General features: G+C 71.1%; 16 protein-coding genes. 2 read left to right on the forward strand and 14 right to left on the reverse strand.

Features of this window, described 5'->3' with window-relative positions; genetic code table 11:
* The first annotated feature begins 34 nt into the window (after window positions 1-34).
* Window positions 35-853, forward strand: coding sequence for a serine hydrolase domain-containing protein (locus A3CU_RS0101455; RefSeq protein WP_027940757.1), 819 nt, complete (start codon window positions 35-37; stop codon window positions 851-853).
* 8 nt (window positions 854-861) lie between these two features.
* On the opposite strand, the gene A3CU_RS0101460 is transcribed toward A3CU_RS0101455, so the two are convergent.
* Window positions 862-1,803, reverse strand: coding sequence for a D-2-hydroxyacid dehydrogenase family protein (locus A3CU_RS0101460; RefSeq protein WP_027940758.1), 942 nt, complete (start codon window positions 1,801-1,803; stop codon window positions 862-864).
* Window positions 1,804-1,930: 127 nt separating this feature from the next.
* On the opposite strand from A3CU_RS0101460, the gene A3CU_RS0101465 reads away from it, so the two are divergent.
* Window positions 1,931-2,908: a DUF3048 domain-containing protein gene (locus A3CU_RS0101465; RefSeq protein WP_027940759.1), complete on the forward strand. Its 978-nt coding sequence runs from the start codon at window positions 1,931-1,933 to the stop codon at window positions 2,906-2,908.
* A gap of 8 nt (window positions 2,909-2,916) precedes the next feature.
* On the opposite strand, the gene A3CU_RS0101470 is transcribed toward A3CU_RS0101465, so the two are convergent.
* The 13 genes from A3CU_RS0101470 to A3CU_RS0101530 form a co-directional block, all read right to left on the reverse strand.
* Entirely contained in the window at window positions 2,917-3,762 is an 846-nt protein-coding gene (locus A3CU_RS0101470) for a shikimate dehydrogenase (protein WP_027940760.1), read from the reverse strand.
* Window positions 3,752-5,095: an endolytic transglycosylase MltG gene (gene mltG / locus A3CU_RS43025; RefSeq protein WP_043840466.1), complete on the reverse strand. Its 1,344-nt coding sequence runs from the start codon at window positions 5,093-5,095 to the stop codon at window positions 3,752-3,754. The genes A3CU_RS0101470 and mltG overlap by 11 nt, the downstream gene beginning before the upstream one ends.
* 410 nt (window positions 5,096-5,505) lie before the next feature.
* The gene (gene ruvX, locus A3CU_RS0101480) at window positions 5,506-6,000 is read right to left on the reverse strand and encodes a Holliday junction resolvase RuvX (protein ID WP_043840467.1); all 495 of its coding nucleotides are present in this window, start codon (window positions 5,998-6,000) and stop codon (window positions 5,506-5,508) included.
* A 46-nt stretch (window positions 6,001-6,046) separates the two neighbouring features.
* Entirely contained in the window at window positions 6,047-8,707 is a 2,661-nt protein-coding gene (alaS, locus tag A3CU_RS0101485) for an alanine--tRNA ligase (protein WP_027940762.1), read from the reverse strand.
* A 93-nt stretch (window positions 8,708-8,800) separates the two neighbouring features.
* Complete coding sequence (locus A3CU_RS0101490) at window positions 8,801-9,103, reverse strand: hypothetical protein (protein ID WP_027940763.1); 303 nt, start codon at window positions 9,101-9,103, stop codon at window positions 8,801-8,803.
* Complete coding sequence (locus tag A3CU_RS0101495; protein WP_027940764.1) at window positions 9,100-9,510, reverse strand: DUF948 domain-containing protein; 411 nt, start codon at window positions 9,508-9,510, stop codon at window positions 9,100-9,102. The genes A3CU_RS0101490 and A3CU_RS0101495 overlap by 4 nt, the downstream gene beginning before the upstream one ends.
* A 117-nt stretch (window positions 9,511-9,627) precedes the next feature.
* Window positions 9,628-10,470, reverse strand: a complete 843-nt coding sequence (locus A3CU_RS0101500; protein ID WP_027940765.1) for an NAD(P)-dependent oxidoreductase — start codon at window positions 10,468-10,470, stop codon at window positions 9,628-9,630.
* 130 nt (window positions 10,471-10,600) lie between these two features.
* Window positions 10,601-11,962, reverse strand: coding sequence for a replication-associated recombination protein A (locus A3CU_RS0101505; protein ID WP_027940766.1), 1,362 nt, complete (start codon window positions 11,960-11,962; stop codon window positions 10,601-10,603).
* A 125-nt stretch (window positions 11,963-12,087) separates the two neighbouring features.
* Window positions 12,088-13,248, reverse strand: a complete 1,161-nt coding sequence (locus A3CU_RS0101510; protein ID WP_027940767.1) for a phosphotransferase — start codon at window positions 13,246-13,248, stop codon at window positions 12,088-12,090.
* A gap of 70 nt (window positions 13,249-13,318) precedes the next feature.
* The gene (locus A3CU_RS0101515; protein WP_027940768.1) at window positions 13,319-14,260 is read right to left on the reverse strand and encodes a DUF389 domain-containing protein; all 942 of its coding nucleotides are present in this window, start codon (window positions 14,258-14,260) and stop codon (window positions 13,319-13,321) included.
* A gap of 14 nt (window positions 14,261-14,274) precedes the next feature.
* A complete protein-coding gene (aspS, locus tag A3CU_RS0101520) occupies window positions 14,275-16,050 on the reverse strand; it encodes an aspartate--tRNA ligase (protein ID WP_027940769.1) in 1,776 nt (591 codons plus the stop codon).
* A 215-nt stretch (window positions 16,051-16,265) separates the two neighbouring features.
* A complete protein-coding gene (locus A3CU_RS43030; RefSeq protein WP_052371356.1) occupies window positions 16,266-17,306 on the reverse strand; it encodes an Rv2578c family radical SAM protein in 1,041 nt (346 codons plus the stop codon).
* A 131-nt stretch (window positions 17,307-17,437) separates the two neighbouring features.
* Complete coding sequence (locus A3CU_RS0101530; RefSeq protein WP_027940770.1) at window positions 17,438-19,291, reverse strand: Na+/H+ antiporter; 1,854 nt, start codon at window positions 19,289-19,291, stop codon at window positions 17,438-17,440.
* Between the last annotated feature and the right edge of the window lies 1 nt (window position 19,292).

A 19,292-nucleotide genomic window follows, 5' to 3' on the forward strand; every position in this document is an offset into this window, starting at 1 on the left:
GCGGCACCCGAAGCCCGGTTCGTAGGCTGGGGGAATGGAAAGTGTGCGGGTGGTGGACCAGTGGCCGGTGGACAACGCCGCCACGGCGGTGGTGCGTGCTGGTGACGGCGCGGTACTCGGGCAGCACGGGGATGTCCGGATGCCGTTCCCGTTGGCGTCGGTGACCAAGCTGCTCACCGCGTACACCGCGCTGATCGCCATCGAGGAGGGTGTCGTCGAACTCGACACCCCGGCCGGGCCGGAGGGCTCCACCGTCCGGCATCTGCTGGCGCACACCTCGGGCCTGGCGTTCAGCGAACACAAGGCGATGGCCGCGCCGGGCACGCGGCGGCTGTACTCCAACTCCGGCTTCGAGCAGCTCGCGGATTCCCTCGCCGTCCATTCGGGCATCGACTTCGCCGAATACCAGGCCGAGGCACTGTTCGGGCCGCTGGGCATGGCCGCGACCAGGCTCGACGGCTCACCCGCCGCAGGTGCGGTCTCCACCGCGGCCGACCTGGCGTCCTTCGCCGCCGAACTCCAGCGGCCGAAGCTGCTCGACCCGGCGACCCTGGCGGAAGCGACGACCGTGGTGTTCCCCGGACTGAACGGCGTGCTGCCCGGGTTCGGCTACCAGAAGCCGAACGACTGGGGCCTGGGTTTGGAGATCCGCGCCCACAAGAGTCCACACTGGACGGGCACGCGCAGCTCGCCGCGCACCTTCGGCCACTTCGGCCAGTCCGGCACCTTCCTGTGGGTGGACCCGGACGCGGGCGTGGCGTGCGTGGCCCTGACCGATCGCGCGTTCGGTCCGTGGGCCGCCGAGGCGTGGCCGCGGTTCACCGACGCGGTACTCGCCGAACTCGCCGGGTAGCGACCTGGTCAGGTGATCACGCGGACCGGGGTTCCCGCGAGGTAGGCGGCGATGTCCTCGACAGCCTCGCGGAAGAAGACCTCGTAGGTTTCCCGCGTGACATAGCCAAGGTGCGGCGTGAGAACCACGTTGGGCAGGCCCCGCAAGGGATGGTCGGCGGGCAACGGCTCGACATCGAATACGTCGAGCGCGGCGCCGCCGATCCGCCTGCCCCGCAGGACGTCCAGCAGCGCGGCCTCATCGACGATCGGACCGCGCGAGGTGTTGACCAGCAACGCGTCCGGTTTCATCGCGGCCAGCTCGGCCGCCCCGACCAGGCCGCGGGTGCGCTCGCTGAGCACGAGATGGATCGACAGCACGTCGGCGCGGGCGAACAGGTCCTGTTTGGACACCACGGTCACGCCGTGCTCGGCCGCCCGTCCGGGAGTCAGGTGCCGGCTCCAGGCGATGGTTTCCATGCCGAACGCCTGACCGACCTTCGCCACCCGCGAGCCGAGCCGGCCGAGGCCGAGCAGCCCGAGCGTGCGGCCGCTCAACCCGGTGCCGACGGTGCTCTGCCAGCCGCCCGCCCGCATGGACGGCAGTTCGACCGCGAGGTTGCGGGCCGCGGCGAGGATGAGCGCCCAGGTCAGCTCGGCCGTCGGGGGCGCGACCGAAGCGGTGCCGCAGACCACGATGCCTTGTCGCCGCGCGGCATCGACGTCGATCGCGGCGTTGCGGCGACCGGTGGTGACCAGCAGCTTCAGGCGGGGCAGGCGGGCCAGTAGGTCCGCCGGAAACGGGGTGCGTTCACGCATGGCTACCACGACCTCGAACCCGGCCAGTCGTTCGACGAGTTCGTCGGGGTCGCCGAGATGCGTGGTGAACACCTCGATCTCGGCGTCCAGCGCGGCCCAGTCCGCGAAACCCAGTGCGACGTTCTGGTAGTCGTCGAGGATGGCGATCTTCACCGGCCCACGCTAGCGCGTGCTCCCCCGAAGGCGTCGTGGTCCGGGGGCGCACCTGGAGAAGATCGCAGAAGACACCGAAGACACGGCCGTGTTGTGGGTTCGCGCGATCCCGCCTTACGGTCGGCTTGTGCGCGGACGCCACCAGAGATGGTTGTGGGTTTCGGTCGCCGGGGCGGTACTCGTCGGGCTGGTCGTCGCTGGGATCCTGCTCTCCCGCATGCCGCCCGGCCCGCCGTCCTCGGCGCCGCGCCCGGTACCTTCGCCCGGCCCGGCACCTTCGCCCGGCCAGGCCCTCAGCCAGCCGGTGCTCGCCGTGAAGATCGACAACGTCGAGGACGCGCGCCCGCAGACCGGCCTGGGCTCCGCCAACGTTGTCTACGTGGAACCGGTCGAGGGTGGGCTGACCCGGCTGATGGCCGTGTACTTCGGGACTCCACCGCCGGTGATCGGGCCCGTGCGCAGCGCGCGGACCACGGATATCGGCGTGCTTGCCCAGTATGGCAAGCCGACGCTGGCCTATTCCGGCGCCGCACCGGAAATACTGCCCACCCTCCGCTCCGCGCCCGTGGTCAACGCCTCACCTGCCGAGGTCCCCGACGCCTACTTCCGTGCAGGGAGCAGACCGGCCCCGCACAACATGTTCGTGCGCCCGAGCCTGCTGCCCGTGGGAGAGGCACCGGCCACCAACCCGGTTCCGGAGTCCGGGAGCACTCCGGCGGGCGGTGTTCCGGCCACGAGTTTCCGGGTCGGCTACAGCGCGGCGTCCTTCGGCTTCACCTGGTCGGCGAACGCGCACCGGTGGTCGGTCGCGATGGACGGCACTCCGGTGACCTCCACCGACTCCGGGCCGGTCACCGCGGCCACCGTGGTGGAACAACGGGTCGACACCCGTCCCGGCGATCCGGGCGAGAGCGGGGTTGTCGCAGGCTCTCCCGTCGCGCGGACGGTCGGCACCGGGGCGGCGACCGTGCTACGCGACGGGCAGTCGTTCGCGGCCACCTGGACCCGTCCGGACCCCGGCTCGCCCATGCGCTTGACCACTCCGGCCGGCAATCCGCTCCCACTCGCGCCCGGCCCGGTGTGGATCCTGCTCACCCCACGGTGAGCCATGCCTCACTCCAGCGGCAGCGGCAACACGTTTTCGGTGGCGTCACGCAGGGCGTCCCGCATCGCTTCCCTCGGCGCCGCCAGCCCGGTGAACTGCTCCACCTGTCCGAAAGCCTGGTGCAACAACATGTCCAGTCCGGTGGCGATCCGCCCGCCCCGGGCCGCGACGGCCTCCGCGAGCGGGGTGGGCCACGGGTGGTAGATGACGTCGAGCACGCAGGGCACCCGGGTCAGCGTGTTCGCGTGCTCGGCCACGGCCTCCGGCGGCACGGTGCTCACCAGCACCGAGGCATCGCCGGCCAGTTCGGCGAAGTCCGCGCCGGACCAGGTGACCACCTCGACGTGCACGCCGGCACGGTCAGCCGCGGCGAGCGTTTCCGTGGCACGGGCCGGATCCCGCACCACCAGACGTGCGCGCGCCACGCCCAGTTGCGCCAAGGCGACCATGGTCGCCGCGGCGGTGCCGCCCGCGCCCAGCACCAGTCCCGACGCTGGAGGCGGGGCGGCGAAACCGCCCGCGGCACGCAGCGCCCCCACCACGCCGTCGACGTCGGTGCAGTCGGCCAACCAGCCGGATTCGGTGTGTACCAACGTGTTCGCCGCACCGGCCGCTCTCGCGCGGGGAGTCGCCGCCGTGGCGAACTCCAGCGCCGCCCGCTTGCCGGGCATGGTCACCGACACGCCGGCCCACTCCGGGCCGAGCCCGGCGACGAGGACCGGCAGGCCCGCCGCGTCGACCTCGATCCGCTCGTAGGTCCACGAGAGTCCCAGTTCCCGGTACGCGGCGTAGTGCAGCACCGGCGAAAGCGAGTGTCCGACGGGTTTTCCCAATACCGCAGCTTTAGTAGGCACCGTTCTGCCTTGCTATGTCCTTGTTGTGGTTGTGCTCCTCCAGGGTCGCCGCGAAGCACGACAGACCGTTCTTCTCACACTTCACGAAATAGAGCCAATCGCCGTCCGGCGGCTGCAACGCCGCCTGGATCGCGTCCGAGCTCGGCGAGCCGATCGGGGTCGGCGGCAGGCCGCGCGTGACGTAGGTGTTGTAGGGACCGGGCCTGGTCCGGTCGGCATCGGTGGTGGTGACGACCGGCTTGTCCAGCAGGTAGTTCACCGTCGAGTCCAACTGCAGTCGCTGCATGTCACGGCTGGCCAAGCGGTTGTAGATGACCCGGGAGATCTTCGGGAAGTCCTGCTTGACGGCTTCCCGTTCGATCAGGGATGCGATGGTCAGCACCTGGTAGGCGTTCTGGCCCTGCACGGTCGAGGTGCCGGCCAGCCCCGCGGACTGGATCTTCGACGCCGAACTCTTGAGCACGTCGCCCAGCAACTGTTCGGCGGTCCAGCCGGGCTTGACGTCATATACCCCGGGCGCAACCAGACCCTCGATCCGGCGGGCGTCGGTGCTCTGAGCGACCGCCGAGGCGGCCCAGTCCGGCACCCCCATGGCGGCCAGGTCCGCCGACTCCGCGGTCTTGCGCAGGTCGTCGGTGGACACGCAGGTGCTCTTGCCGTTGAGGTTCGCGCAGGACGCCTTGGACAACAGCGTGAACACGCCGGGCGTGACCGAGTTGTCGGGCTGGGTGATGTCGTCCAGTTGCGTGCCCGCCCGTATTTGCAGCATGCCCACGCGGGCGGCGGGTTCGGTCAGCATCGCCACCGCCGCGGCCCCGGACATCTTCGTCTTGACCACGTAGTAGCCGGGTTGCAGGGTCAGCACCTTCGAATTGTCCGCGCTGGCCTTGACGAACGCCTTCGCGCTGGCCACCACGCCCGCGTCGGCCAGCGTGCGACCGACCGCGTTGGTCGAGTCGCCCTCGCCGACCTGGACCAGCACGTCCGCCTCGCCGTCGCCCTGGTAGTCGTCGTAGCCGAAGATCTGGGTGACGCCGAACCAGGCACCCGCGCCGATCAGCGCGATGACCGCGAGCGCGGCCACCCAGCGCAGTGGCTTGCGGCGACGCCGGGGCGGGTCCTCCGGCTCTTCGGTGGGCTCGATGTACTCGGGCTCGGCGCGCTCGTCCTCCTGGTAGTCGTCTTCGAGGTAGTCGTCCGGATAATCGTCGTCGTAGACGTCATCGTCGACGAGATGGATGATCTCGGTGGGGCTCTCGTCACCCGGGTGCTGGCGGGCCGGGCCCGGCGGCGGTTGGAACAGGTCCAGGCCCTCGTCGGCGGGTTGTTCCACCGGCGGTTCGGCGGAACGCCGCCGGCGCGGCGCCGGGCCATCCGGCGGCTGGTACCCCGGCAGAGGCCGTTGTGGATCCAGCGACGGGTGCGGCTCCCGAGGAGGCTGCGCACGGGGAGGCTGCGGCTCAGGGGGTTGGCGAGGAGCCTGCGCCTCCCGAGGAGGCTGCTGCTCCCGCGGGAGCTGCAGCGGCTGCTCGGGGGGCATCGCCCGGCCCCGCCTCGGCGGCGCCGGGCGCTCCTGGGGAAGCCGCTCGGGCGGCGCGGGACGCGGCTGCCGGGACGGAGGTGGCGGCGGGGGCGTCCGGGGCGCCGGGGGACGGCCCGGCGCCGGCGGGCGGCCGGCCGGTGGCTGGTCTCGCCGGGCATGCCGCCCGCCTTGCTGCGGACGCCGGTGGGGAGGTTCGCCGTTCACGCGCCGCCCTCCCGTGCCAGGTGGGCAGCGCGGCCGTTCAGCCAGCTCTGCAGGATCTCCATCGCGGCGGCCTGGTCGACCACCGCGCGCTGCTTGCGCCCCTTGACCCCACGCTGAGACAGCGTCCGGGCAGCGCTGACCGTGGTCAGCCGCTCGTCGGCGAGCCTCACCGGGACGGGCGCGATCCGCTCGGCCAAGCGGCGCGCGTAGTCGACCGCGACCTCGGCGGCAGAGCCGTACCGGTCCGCGAGAGTTCTGGGCAGACCCACGATCACCTCCACCACCTCATGATCCGTGACGAGATGTGAAAGCTGAGCGAGGTCAGTGTCGCCGTTCGCATCACGCGAAAGGGTAACCAGCGGGCTGGCGAGCATCGGCGCGGGATCACTGAGCGCAACACCCACGCGGACGGAACCGACGTCGACGGCGAGACGCCGCCCGGGCCCGGGGTCGGCCACCCCGGGCCGGTCCGGCTTGCTGTTCCTGGTCAACGCGCGACCACGGGCGGCATGTCCGCCATCTCGTGCCTGCCCCGACTCACCCGGCGGCGACCGCGTCCCGCAGCGCCACGATCGCCCGATCGATACCGGTGGGCTCGCTCCCGCCGCCCTGGGCCAGGTCCGGCTTGCCGCCGCCCCGGCCGCCGACGGCGGGCGCGAAGGAGGGCACCAGCTTGCCCGCGGCCAGCCCCTTCTCCCGGGCCGCCGCCGTCGTGGCCACCACGAAGCTCACCTTCTCCCCTTGCGGGACGAACAGCGCCACTACGCCGGGCCGCGAACCGAGCCGGTTGCGCACCTCCATCGCCAGTGCCCGCGCGGCACCGGAGTCGATCTCGCCGTCGAGCTTCTCGGCCACCAGCGCGATGCCGTGCACGTCCTGCGCCTTGTCCGCGAGCGTCCCGGCCGAGCCGAGCACCTGCTGGGTGCGCAGCTGCTCGATCTCCTTCTCCGCGTTGCGCAGGCGGGTCAGCACGTCCTCGACGCGGGAGGGCAGCTGATCGGTGGGCACCTTGAAGGTGTTGGCCAGCTGCGAGACGAGCAGTTGCTCCTTGCGCACGTGACGCAGCGCGTCCGTGCCGACGAGAGCCTCGACGCGGTGCACACCGGAACCGATCGATGCGTCGGCGACCAGCTTGACCAGTCCCAACTCGCCGATCCGGCCGACGTGAGTGCCCCCGCACAGCTCGCGCGAGTACTCGCCCATGTCGACCACGCGGACCTCGTTGCCGTACTTCTCCCCAAACAGCGCGATCGCGCCGAGCTCCAGGGCCTTGTCCTTGCTAGTGACGTAGGACTGCACCTCGGCATCGGTCTGGAGGTAGTCGTTGACCTCCTCCTCGACCTCGGTGAGCACGCCCGCCGAAACCGCGCCCGGCGTGGTGAAGTCGAACCGGAGCCGTCCCGGCGAGTTGAGCGAGCCCGCCTGCGCCGCCCGGCGCCCGTAGGCGCCCCGCACCGCCGCGTGCACGAGGTGGGTTGCCGAATGCGACCGGGCGATCGCGGACCGGCGCGTGCCGTCGACCGACGCGGTCAGCTCGGTGTCGATCCCGACCTCGCCGGCGACCACCTCGACCCGGTGCACGAACAGACCCGGCACCACCTTCTGCACGTCGAGCACCTTCAGCTCGACACCCGCGCCGACCAGGAAACCGGTGTCGGCGACCTGACCACCGCTTTCGGCGTAGAACGGGGTGCGGTCGAGCACCAGCTCGGCCTTCGTGCCCTCGCTCGCGCTGCGCGCCGGCACGCCGTCCACGAGCAGGCCGATCACCTTCCCGGTGGCCTGCAGGTCGGTGTAGCCGAGGAAGCCGGTTTCACCGTGGCGTTCGAGCAGCTCGCGGTACACCGACAGGTCGCCGCGGCCCTGCTTACGGGCGGCCGCGTCGGCCTTCGCACGCTGCCGTTGCTCCTCCATGAGTGTCCGGAAGCCGTCCTCGTCCACCGACAGGCCCTGCTCCGCGGCCATCTCCAGGGTCAGGTCGATCGGGAAGCCGTAGGTGTCGTGCAGCTGGAACGCCTTGTCCCCGGCCAGGATCTCGCCCCCGGCACGCTTGGTCTCGTCGGCGGCCAGGTCGAAGATCCGGACACCGCTGGTGAGCGTGGCGAGGAACGCCTCCTCCTCCACGCGCATCACTTCGCTGATCCGGTCGAAGTCGCGGGCGATCTCCGGGTACGACGGGGACATCGTGTCGCGGACGACGGCGGCGAACTCGGTCAGCACCGGCTCGTGCACGCCGAGCAGGCGAATCGACCGCACGATGCGGCGCAGCAGCCGGCGCAGCACGTAGCCGCGAGCCTCGTTGCCGGGGGTCACGCCGTCACCGATCAGCATCACGCCGGAGCGCGCGTGGTCGGCGATCACCCGGAAACGCACGTCGTCGGCATGGTCGGCGCCGTAGCGGCGGCCGGAGAACTCCTCGGCCTTCGCGATCACCGGGCGGATCAGGTCGGTCTCGTAGACGTTCTCCACGCCCTGCAGCAGGTTCGCGACGCGCTCGACACCCATGCCGGTGTCGATGTTCTTCTTCGGCAGCTCACCGATCACCGGGTAGCCCTTCTTCGGGCTGCCCTCGCCCCGGATGTCCTGCATGAACACCAGGTTCCAGATCTCCAGATAGCGATCCTCGTCCACCGCTGGACCGCCCTCGCGGCCGTAGGCGGGCCCACGGTCGAAGTAGATCTCCGAACACGGCCCGCCCGGACCGGGGACCCCCATGTCCCAGTAGTTGTCCTCGGCCCCGCGGAACTGGATCCGCTCGCTGGAAATCCCGGTGACCTTGCGCCACAGGCCGGCCGTCTCGGCATCGTGCTCGTACACGGTCGCCCAGATCCGGTCCGGGTCGAAGCCGAGCCCGCCGTCGGAGACCGATCCGGTGATCAGCTCCCAGGCCAGGGAGATCGCGCCTTCCTTGAAGTAGTCGCCGAAGGAGAAGTTCCCGGCCATCTGGAAGAACGTGTTGTGCCGCGTGGTCTTGCCGACCTCGTCGATGTCACCGGTGCGGACACACTTCTGGATGCTGGTCGCGCGGGGGTAGGGCGGCGGGACCTCGCCGAGGAAGTACGGCTTGAACTGGACCATGCCCGCGTTGACGAACAGCAGGGTCGGATCGTCCAGGATCAGCGAGGCGCTGGGCACCCTGGTGTGGCCGTTGCGCTCGAAATGGCTGGTGAACCGCTTGTTGATCTCGTGTGTTTCCACTGGTCTTTCCTTGGGCCGGGGTGGCAGGCCGAAACGCCGTGCCGTGATCAGGAGGGCGGCAGCGGCGGAGGGCTGGGGGTGGTGAGCGTCTGCTCAGCCCTCCGCCCGGCGCGCTCGCGCCGGGCGCGTCCGGGCAGCGGGGCGGGCCGTTGCCTGATCCCCGGTGGCGATCCCGGACCGCTTCTCCACCATGTCGCGCAGCTCGTGCTCCCGCTCACTCATCCCGGCGCGCACATCCGCGCCGAACGAACCGATCGCGCCGGCCAGCTCGCCGACGGCGTCCCCCAGGTTCGAGGCTAACCCAGCCGGCGTGGCCTGACGAGCCGTTTGCGTCGCCTTGCGGGAAAGCGCGACCCCGGCCGCGACGCCCAACCCGAGCCAGAACAGGCGCTTCATGAGTTGTCGCTCCTCTTCCGACCGCCACGGCCACGCTTGCCGTCGGCGCCGGCCTTGGCCTTGCGCCGCGCACGGATCGCCTTGCTGACGCCGTAGGAGAACGCTGCGGTCTTCACCAGCGGGCTGCCCAGCGTCGCGGTGAACACCGAGGACAGCGCGGACACGTTGCCCGTGACCGCCTGTGCGTTCGCGGTGATCCCGTCGACCCGCTCCAGCTGGGTGTTGACGTGGGTGATCGTGTCGTTGGCGCTGATCAGGATCGGGTCGGTGTTCTGGTGCGCCTTACGGATCGCGATGGTCGCCTCGTCGAGGGTCCGGCCGAGCTTGATCAACGGGATCGCCAACAGCAGCACCAGCAGCACGAATGCACCTGCGGCGATCAGCGCGGCGATCTGCCCTCCCGACACGGGCCCTCCTTGGGAAACCAGCGATGTGAATGCCGGTCAGGCTACCGTGCGCCGCCTCCTCCAGCGGGTCCGGCCCACCCGATCCGGTCAACCCGCACCAAGATCACCAAGGCGCGGTCAGCGGACGCCGAAATACACGGCGGCCATGTCCTCTTCGCCGTGACCGGCCTTCGCCGCCTTCTCCAGGTGCGCCGAAGCGGCGCGGATACCCGCGAGGTCGGCGCCATCCGCCGCTTCCAGCACCAGCTTCGCGTCCTTCAGCGCGTGCTTGGTGGCGAAGCTCAGCGGGAACTCCCGGGAGATCATGGCGCCGCCCTTGAGGTGGGCGTACGGCACGTCGAGGGAACCGCCGCCGATCACGTCGAGGAACAGGCGTGGATCGAGGTCGAGTGTCTCGGCCAGCACGACGCTCTCCGCGGTCGCGTTGGTCAGCGCCAGTACCCATGCGTTGGCGACAAGCTTGAGCCGACTGCCCGCTCCGGCCGGGCCGACCCAGAGGGTGCGCCCGCCGATCGCGTCGAAAATCGGGGCGCACCGCTCGCGCAACTCCTCCGGGCCGGACGCGAGCACCACCAGCGTGCCCTGCTCGGCCGGCTGCTTCGTGCCCAGCACCGGTGCGTCGACGAAGGGCACGCCGGCCTCACCCGCGGCCTCGGCGAACCGGCCGGTCCACGGCACACCCACGGTGGACGACTGGATCCACACCGCGCCCGAGCCGAGCACCGCCTCGCGTACCTGGTCCACGGCGGGTCCGTCGGCGAGCATGGTGAGCACGAAGTCGGCCCCGGCGACCGCCTGCCCCGGCGAGTCGCAGACCTCGGCACCGTGCTCGGCCAGCGGGCGCGCCTTCTCCGTGGTGCGGTTCCACGCCCGGGCCCGCAGCCCGGCGCGCCGCAGGCTCACCGCCATCGGCAGCCCCATGATCCCGGTCCCCAGCACGGCTACGGTGACGTCGGCCATCTGCACTCCTTCCCCGCTGGGCTCAGCTGTGCCGAAGGGTTCGATGTCTCGATGATGGCTCCGGACACGCTTGCCCGCTCGGTGGCGGTGGCTGTCGAGGGTGCCGCCGTATAGATCGTTATACGGCGGATCAGCCGCCCCGGATGGTCCGGCGGAGCCGGGGAACCCGTTCGGCGAGCATGCGCTCGGCACCGCGCGAGGTCGGGTGGTAGTAGTCGGCACCGACGAGCTCGTCGGGCGGATACTGCTGCGGGAGCACGCCTTCGGGCACATTGTGCGGGTAGCGGTACCCCTGGGCGTTGCCCAGCCGCGTGGCCCCGGCGTAGTGACCGTCGCGCAGGTGGGGCGGCACCGTGCCGGCCCGCCCGGCCCGCACGTCCCCCAGCGCCGCGTCGATCGCGGTGATCACGGCGTTGGACTTCGGCGCGGTGGCCAGGTGCACGGTCGCCTGAGCGAGCGCGAGCCGGCCCTCGGGCATGCCGATGAACTGGACGGCATGCGCGGCGGCGACGGCCGACTGCAAGGCCGTCGGATCGGCCATCCCGACGTCCTCGCTGGCGTGCACGACCAGCCGGCGCGCGATGAACCGGGGATCCTCGCCCGCCTCGATCATCCGCGCCAGATAGTGCAGGGCGGCGTCCACATCGGATCCCCGGATCGACTTGATGAACGCGCTGATCACGTCGTAGTGCTGGTCGCCGTCCCGGTCGTAGCGGACCGCTGCCTTGTCCACAGTGGATTCCACGGTGGCCAGCGCGATGTCGGAGCGACCGGTGGCCGCGGCCGCGTCGGCGGCCGCTTCGAGCGCGGTGAGCGCCCGGCGGGCGTCTCCCCCGGCGAGCCGGACCAGATGGTCTTCGGCCTCGCTGGTGAGATCCAACTCGCCGCCAAGGCCGCGCTCGTCGGCGAGCGCGCGGCGGATCAGCCCACGCACGTCGTCGTCGGTCAGCGGCCTCAACTGCAGCACCAGTGACCGCGACAGCAGTGGCGACACCACGGAGAACGAGGGATTCTCCGTGGTCGCGGCGACCAGCAACACGATGCGGTCCTCGACCGCGCCGAGCAGCGCGTCCTGCTGCGTCTTGGAAAACCGGTGCACCTCGTCGATGAACAGCACGGTGTTCTCGTCGTTGTACCGGCGGCGGCGCCGGGCGTCCTCGATGACCCCGCGCACCTCCTTCACCCCGGCCGAAAGCGCGGACAATGCCACGAACCGGCGGCCGGTCGCGGTGGACACCAGGTTCGCCAGCGTGGTCTTGCCGGTGCCAGGCGGGCCGTAAAGCAGAACGGAAGCCGGTGCCGCGCCCTCGACCAGGCGGCGCAGTGGTGCGCCGTCGGCGAGCAGATGCTGCTGACCGACGACCTCGTCCAGCGAGCGCGGCCGCATCCGCACGGCCAGCGGTGCACCCGGCGGCACCACGATCTCCCGCACCGGCTCCGGCTGGTCTTCAGGCGCGAGATCGGGGTTCACCGTGAAGAGTTCGTCCTGCACGCCGTCCACGGTAATGGTGTCCACCGACATCCCGTGCGCAGGTCAGAACCTGCGTTGTCGAGGGTGCAACCCAGGCCTCGCCGTCGAGAGGCCAGGCGAAAGGCCCGAAATGCTCGTGTCGCCGTTCAGCGGAAGGCCGGGTACAGCGGCAGAGCCAGGCCGGGGCCGAACCTGGAGTCCAGCGCGGCGGCGACGTCGTCGGCGTAGCCGGCGAGCCGATGCTCGCCAGCGCGCGTAGCATCGGCGGCCAGATCCCGCCACCAGGTCACCAGCGCGGCGACCATCTCGCAGCCCGCGGCCAGGCAGTCCCAGGTACGCAGGCACACCAGCGTGAACTGGTGGTCCAGCAGCAACACGGAGAGCGTGTCGGTGTCGGCGAGCGCGGGCCAGATCGCGGACACCTCCGCACGCCACACCGCGATCATGGCTTCGCACATGCCCGCGGGCAGCGCCTGGGGATCCGCGCCGGACCCGAACGGCACCCGCAGGTGCGCGGCGTCGATCAGCGCGTCGCGGACCTGGCCCCGCTCGAAGTCCAGAAAGCGCACCCCGGAGTCGGTCACCAGGTTGTTGTCGGGGCTGAGGTCAACGGGGCTGAACGCGCGGTAGGTGCCCGCTGGCGCCTGCTCCCACGCGTGGTCGGCGAACTCCCGGACCTCGGCGGGCATGGCCACCCCGAGCTCGGCGAGCAGGTCCGGCAGCTCCCGGGGCGCGGCGGTCGTCTGCTTCTTCTGCTTGACCGGACCGCCCAGCCTCCGCAGCAACGCGTCGAAGTCCGCTTCCCGGCCGGCCGTGGTCGCGTGCATCCGTCCGAGCGAGCGCGCCCACGACAACAGCGAGCGTTCGGCGACCCGGGCGTCGGAGCCGCGCAGCTTGTCCTCGAGCGTTGGCGCACGGCCGAGGTCCTCGATGACGAGCACCCGCTCCGGGCCGTGGTGCGCCAGCAGTTCCGGGCACATCCGGTCCTCGGCCGACAACGCGGTGAACAGCTGGTAGCTGACCGCTTCCTGGGCGAACGGGTCCGGCAGTCCCGGCCGAGCAGCTGGATAGTGCTTGATCACCAGGGTGCGCGGCAGGCCGAAGGGAGACGAGGCGATCCGGGCGCGCACCACCGTCGCGGGTCCGCTGCCCGTCAGCACCTCTGGTTCGGCGAGCGTGATCGTGCTGCCGAAACGGTGAGCCAGCACCGCCTCGCCCGCAGCGACCGCCGCATCGACGGATCGTCCTGATCCCCCTGACCTGCCGGCCGGGGCATCGGGAGCTTCGCCGAACGTGTCCACGCTCATCGCTTCCGACCCTACTAGCTCCCACAACCGGCCCACCACAACGAATCAGCCAGCGCGCCTTGCGGGGCCATCAGCCCCGGGAAAGCGGCCGGCCGAGGCCGTTGAGACGCCGGCCGCGGTGCCGCACCGCGAGCACCACCGCCGCAGCGACCACGATGCCCAGCAGGTTGACCGCCAGCTGGCCGACCGACTCCCCGGCGCGGGACCAGTCACCCACCACCGCGGCGACCACCGCGTAACCCGCCGCGGGCACGGTGGTGACCGAGATGAACACGCCGACCAGCGCGGCGGATTTCGCCGAGGTCATGGCGAGCATGCCGGCCGCGCCCGCGAGCAACGCGACGATCAGCGAGTACCAGCCGACCTGGTAGACGAAGTCGACCTCGCGGCCGGCCCGGAACTGCGTCACGTCCAGCAGCCCGATCGCCTGTGACAGCAGCGTCACCCCCGCGGTGACCAGCACGGCCAGCGGGAACCCGACGCCCAGCGCCAGGGCCGCCCGGCGCAGCAGGTCCCAGCGGCGCAGCACCAGGCCCACCGAGATCGCGGCCAGCGGCCCGAACTCCGGCCCGACCACCATGGCGCCGACGATCGTCACCGGCGAGTCGGTGATCACGCCGACCGAGGCGAGCAGACAGGCGATGGTGAGAAACGCCTGGAACGTGACGTTCAGCCGCGACTCTTCACCGGTCCGGCTCAGCAGCTCCTGCCAGACGATCGCGTCCGCGCCTTCGCCGGGCGCCGCCGCCTCGGCCCGGTCGGCGGCGTCGGACAAGGCGGTGTCGAGCTCGGCCAGGGTGATCCCGCCCGCACGGTCGATGTCCAGCCCGCACAGCCGGTCCATCACGTCGTCGGCGGCTTCCCGCGCGATGTCGGCCTCGATGAGGTCGCCGGGTGGGGCGACGGCCGCGCCCCGGTGCACCACCAGATGCGCGACCCCCGGCTCCTGGCCCAGTACCTTCAGCGCCTCCTCGGTCCGCTCCGCCGGGCAGACCGCTCGCAGATGGAGCACCGCCTACGCGCGGCTCACTGCGCGGCCGCCGACTTCGGCGGTTTGGCGTCGACACCGGCTTCCCTGCGCTGCTGCGCGGTGATCGGCGCCGGGGCTCCGGTGAGCGGGTCGTAGCCGCCGCCGGTCTTCGGGAACGCGATCACGTCACGCAGCGAGTCGGCGCGCGCCAGCAGCATGACGATCCGGTCCCAGCCGAAGGCGATGCCTCCGTGCGGGGGCGGGCCGAACTGGAACGCATCGAGCAGGAAGCCGAACTTCTCCTGCGCCTCGGCCTCGGACAGGCCCATCAGCTCGAAGACCCGCTTCTGCACGTCGGCGCGGTGGATACGGATCGAGCCGCCGCCGATCTCGTTGCCGTTGCAGACGATGTCGTAGGCGTGGGCCAGCGCGTTCGCGGGGTCGGACTCGAACTTGTCGATCCACTCGGGGCTCGGCGCGGTGAAGGCGTGGTGCACGGCGGTCCACTTGCCGGAGCCGACCGCCACGTCGTCGGTCTCGTCGGTGGCCTCGAACAGCGGGGCGTCCACGACCCACACGAACGACCAGGCGTTCTCGTCGATCAGGCCGAGCCGCTGCCCGATCTCGACCCGGGCGGCGCCGAGCAGCTGCCGGGCGGCCTTCGGCTTGTCCGCGGCGAAGAACACGCAGTCGCCCGGCTTTGCGCCGACCGTGGCGGCGAGGTTCGCGCGCTCGTGCTCGGCGAGGTTCTTGGCGACCGGGCCGCCGAGGGTGCCGTCCTCGCCGACCGTGACGTAGGCCAGGCCCCTGGCGCCGCGCTGCTTGGCCCATTCCTGCCAGGCGTCGAACTGGCGCCGCGGCTGGCTCCCGCCGCCGGGCATGACGACGGCGCCGACGTAAGGCGCCTGGAACACACGGAACGGCGTGTCGGCGAAGAACTCGGTCAGCTCGGTCAGTTCCAGGCCGAACCGCAGGTCCGGCTTGTCGGTGCCGTACTTCGCCATCGCGTCGGCGTAGGTCATGCGCGGGATCGGGCGCGGCACCTCATAGCCGACGAGGCGCCACAGCGCGGTGACGATGTCCTCACCGACGGCGAGAACATCGTCTTGGTCGACGAAGCTCATCTCGATGTCGAGCTGGGTGAACTCGGGCTGGCGGTCGGCCCGGAAGTCCTCGTCCCGGTAGCAGCGCGCGATCTGGAAGTACCGCTCCAGGCCGCCGACCATCAGCAGTTGCTTGAACAGCTGGGGCGACTGCGGGAGGGCGTACCAGGAGCCGGGGCGCAGCCGTGCCGGGACCAGGAAGTCGCGCGCGCCTTCCGGCGTGGAACGGGTCATGGTCGGGGTCTCGACCTCGACGAAGTCCTGCGAGTGCAGCACCTCCCGCGCGACCCGGTTGACCTCGCTGCGCAACCGCATGGCGCGGGCCGGACCGCTACGGCGCAGGTCCAGGTAGCGGTACTTGAGCCGCACCTCCTCGCCGACGTCCACCCGGTCGTCGATCGGGAACGGCAGCGCGGCCGACTCCGACAGGACTTCGAGCCCGGTGGCCAGCACCTCGATCTGGCCGGTGGCGATCTCGGGGTTCTCGTTGCCCTCCGGGCGCCGGGCGATCTCACCGGTGACCTGGACGCAGAACTCGGACCGCAGCTGGTGCGCGCGCTCGGCCATCTCGCCCTCGCGGAAGACGACCTGGGCGAGGCCGCTGGCGTCGCGCAGATCGATGAAGATCACCCCGCCGTGATCGCGCCGCCGGGCCACCCACCCGGTGAGCGTGACGATCTGACCGGCCTGCTCGGCACGCAACGTGCCGGCTTGATGGGTGCGAAGCACTGCGGTTGCTCTCCTTGACACTGTGCGAACGGCGGCTCGGGCTGCTTTCCGAGTCGGGCTGCCAGGCATTTTGCCGACAGCCAAGGCTAACGAATGCACCCCCGGAGAGCGCCAGCAGGTTTCGCGAGCCACCGGACAGACCTGACTTGTGTTTCTTGATCGGCATCAGCCGCTTGCGGTGGGCCGGCAACCGCGCCGCCACGCGGGCCATCGACTTAGAGCAGCTTCAGTTGCTCGCCTCGCGTGACAGGTTGCCCGGATTCCTCCGTCGTGCGGGGAGCCGGCAGCCGCGACGAAGGTGCCTCCGCCGAGCCAACGCGATCGAAGCCGTGACGGCGCAGCAGAGGCGCCACCCGCGCGGCGAGCAGGCGGCGATAACGGCCGTCAGCGTAGCTGCCGGCGGCGTAGAGCTCCCGGTAGCGCGGAACGAGTTCGGGATGCTCGCGGGCCAGCCACTCCCCGTACCACTCGCGAGCGCCGGGACGCAGGTGCAGCGGCAGCACGGTGGCGCTGGTGGCGCCCGCGTCGGCGACCGCGGCGAGCAACTCGTCCAGGGCCTCGGAGGAATCGGTGAGGCAGGGCAGCACCGGCGCGATCATCACGCCGCACCGCAGCCCGGACTCCCGGGCCTTGCGCACCAGGTCGAGCCGGGCCGCCGGGCTCGGCGTGCCGGGTTCCACGCGGCGCTGGAGCCCGCGGTCGAGCAACGCGATCGACACCCCGAGCCCGACGTCTACCTCCGCCGACACCGCGCGCAGGAGCGGCAGGTCGCGGCTGGCCACGGTGCCCTTGGTGAGGATGGAGAACGGGGTGCCGGCTTCGGCGAGCGCGCGGATGATGCCGGGCATCAACTCGTAGCGGCCCTCCGCACGCTGGTAGGGATCGGTGTTGGTGCCCATGGCCACGTGCTCGCGGGTCCACCCCGGCCGGCGAAGCTGGGCAGCGAGCACCTCCGGCGCGTTGATCTTCACGACCACTTGCGTGTCGAAATCGCGGCCCGCGTCGAAGTCCAAATAGGTGTGCGTGTTGCGGGCGAAACAGTAAACGCAGGAATGAGAGCAGCCCCGGTACGGGTTGACCGTCCAGCGGAACGGCACGAGGGATTGACCGGGCACCCTGTTCAGCACGGACCGGGCGCGCACCTCGTGGTAGGTGACACCCCGGAATTCCGGCGACCGCACGGTACGCACGAGCCCGGGCAGGCCGGGGAGCGTCTGCTGCGCATCAGCGTCAGCTCGCTGGCTCTCCCATCGCATATGTCAAGTCGAACACCCGTTCGAGATCCTGTCAAGCGTTCCCGTACATGAGTGACCCGTTGCTCCCGAAAATCGGCATGAACGGGTCACTCGTGCACAGTGAACACGGGCGAGCGTGCGCCGCTCGACCGTCACGCGATGATGCTGTCCACAAAGCACCATCGCCAGTTCTCGCCCGGCTCGAAGCTGCGGATCACCGGGTGGCGTGTGTCGTGGAAATGGGCCGTGGCGTGCCGCCGGGGCGACGAGTCGCAGCACCCGACGTGCCCGCACTCCAGACACAGCCGCAGGTGCACCCAACTGGTGCCGTCCCGCAGGCATTCCTCGCAGCCGGCGGTGCCGGGTTGGGGGTTACCGGCGTGTTCCAGGTGCGCACAGGATCCCGCCGTCGCGGCGGGGGTGTGCAGTTCGCGTTCGGGCATGTAGTCAGGCTCCTCGGGTCGTTCGAACATGGCTTCCTCGATGTCGAGTGTGCTGAGCACCCGTCGTAGCACCTCGTCGTCGACCGAGCCACGGTCGCGGGCGTCGAGCAGCACCTCCCGTTCGGCATCGAGCATTTCCGCGCGCAGGCGGCGGTATACCTCACTGGGCGTCTCTTCGATCTGGCTCCCGCGGCCGAGTCGTTCCCACGCCGTGTCCGCCCGGTACGCCTGCTTGTCCCGCAACCGGTCGATCACCTCGGGCGGGTCGGCCTGGGTGCGGACCTCCTCGAGCCGGGCCAGCCCCGCGCGGGTCATCTCGTGCAGCAGCGCGGCTTCCTGCAGGTCGTCCTGGGCCGGGTCGGGCGCGGGCAGGCGGAGCAGGCGCACCAGCCGCGGCAGCGTGGTGCCCTGCAGCAACAGGGTGCCGGCCACCACGACGAACGCGGCGAGCACGAGCACCGCCCGCTGTGGTGTGTCGGCCGGCAGCACGAACGCCGCGGCGAGGGTGACCACACCGCGCATGCCCGCCCACGAGATCACCGTTGAATACGACCAGGGCCACCGTCGCACACCCACGATCCGCCGGATCCCCGCGACTGCGAACATCCACACGAACCGGCTCACGATCGTCGCGAAAAGCACGCCGAGACAGATGGTGGCCAGTTCGAGCGCTGACAGGTCGGCCTGCCCCACCTCGGTCACGATCCGCCGCAACTGCAACCCGATCAGCAGGAAGACGACGTTCTCGAGCAGGAACTGGATGGTGCGCCAGTTGAGCCGGCTGGTCAGCCGGGTCGGGCCGGAGACCATCCGCGGCGACTGGTGGCCGATGAAGATCCCGGCGACCACCACGGCGAGCACGCCCGAGCCGTGGATCGCCTCGGCGGGCAGGTAGGCCACGAACGGCACGACGAAGGACCACGCGGTGCCTACTACCGGGTCGGACACTCGCCGCAGCAGCAGGCTGGCGCCCCAGCCGACCAGCCCGCCGACCACTGCCCCACCGGCCGCGGCGAGCAGGAAGTCGCCGCCGACCTGCCAGGCGGCCACCGAGCCGGCGATCGCCGCGATCGCGGTGCGCAGCGAGACCAGCGCGACCGCGTCGTTGAGCAGGCTCTCGCCCTCCAGGATGCGCACGATCCGGCGCGGCATGCCCACCCGGCGGGCCACCGCGCTCGCCGCGACCGCGTCCGGCGGCGCGACCACCGCGCCGAGCGCGAAGCCCGCGGCCAGCGGCAGGCCGGGCACGACCGCCCAGGCGGCCAGGCCGACCGTGATCGTGGTGAAGGCGACCAGCCCGACGGACAGCGTGGCGATCGAGACGCGGTTGGCCCGGATGTCGATCAGCGAGGTCTGGAGGGCCGCGGAATACAGCAGCGGCGGCAGCAGCCCGACCAGCACCAGCTCGGGGTTCAGCTGGTACTCGGGCACGCCGGGGATGAACGAGACGGCCACCCCGGCCGTCACCAGGCACAGCGGCGGCGACCAGCCGAGCCGGCGAGCCAGCCCGGTCACGGCGAGCACCGCCACGATCAGGCCGAGCAGTTCGACAGCGAGTTCCATG

Origin of the sequence: Amycolatopsis taiwanensis DSM 45107, from assembly GCF_000519205.1 — a bacterium.
In the GTDB taxonomy this organism is placed as follows: Bacteria; Actinomycetota; Actinomycetes; order Mycobacteriales; family Pseudonocardiaceae; genus Amycolatopsis_E; species Amycolatopsis_E taiwanensis.

Coding starts and splice junctions, on each gene's coding strand:
- A3CU_RS0101455 (WP_027940757.1), top strand. CDS start 35: ATGGAAAGTGTGCGGGTGGTGGACCAGTGGCCGGTGGACAACGCCGCC.
- A3CU_RS0101490 (WP_027940763.1), bottom strand. CDS start 9,103: ATGAAGCGCCTGTTCTGGCTCGGGTTGGGCGTCGCGGCCGGGGTCGCG.
- A3CU_RS0101500 (WP_027940765.1), bottom strand. CDS start 10,470: ATGGCCGACGTCACCGTAGCCGTGCTGGGGACCGGGATCATGGGGCTG.
- A3CU_RS0101510 (WP_027940767.1), bottom strand. CDS start 13,248: ATGAGCGTGGACACGTTCGGCGAAGCTCCCGATGCCCCGGCCGGCAGG.
- A3CU_RS43030 (WP_052371356.1), bottom strand. CDS start 17,306: ATGCGATGGGAGAGCCAGCGAGCTGACGCTGATGCGCAGCAGACGCTC.
- A3CU_RS0101530 (WP_027940770.1), bottom strand. CDS start 19,291: ATGGAACTCGCTGTCGAACTGCTCGGCCTGATCGTGGCGGTGCTCGCC.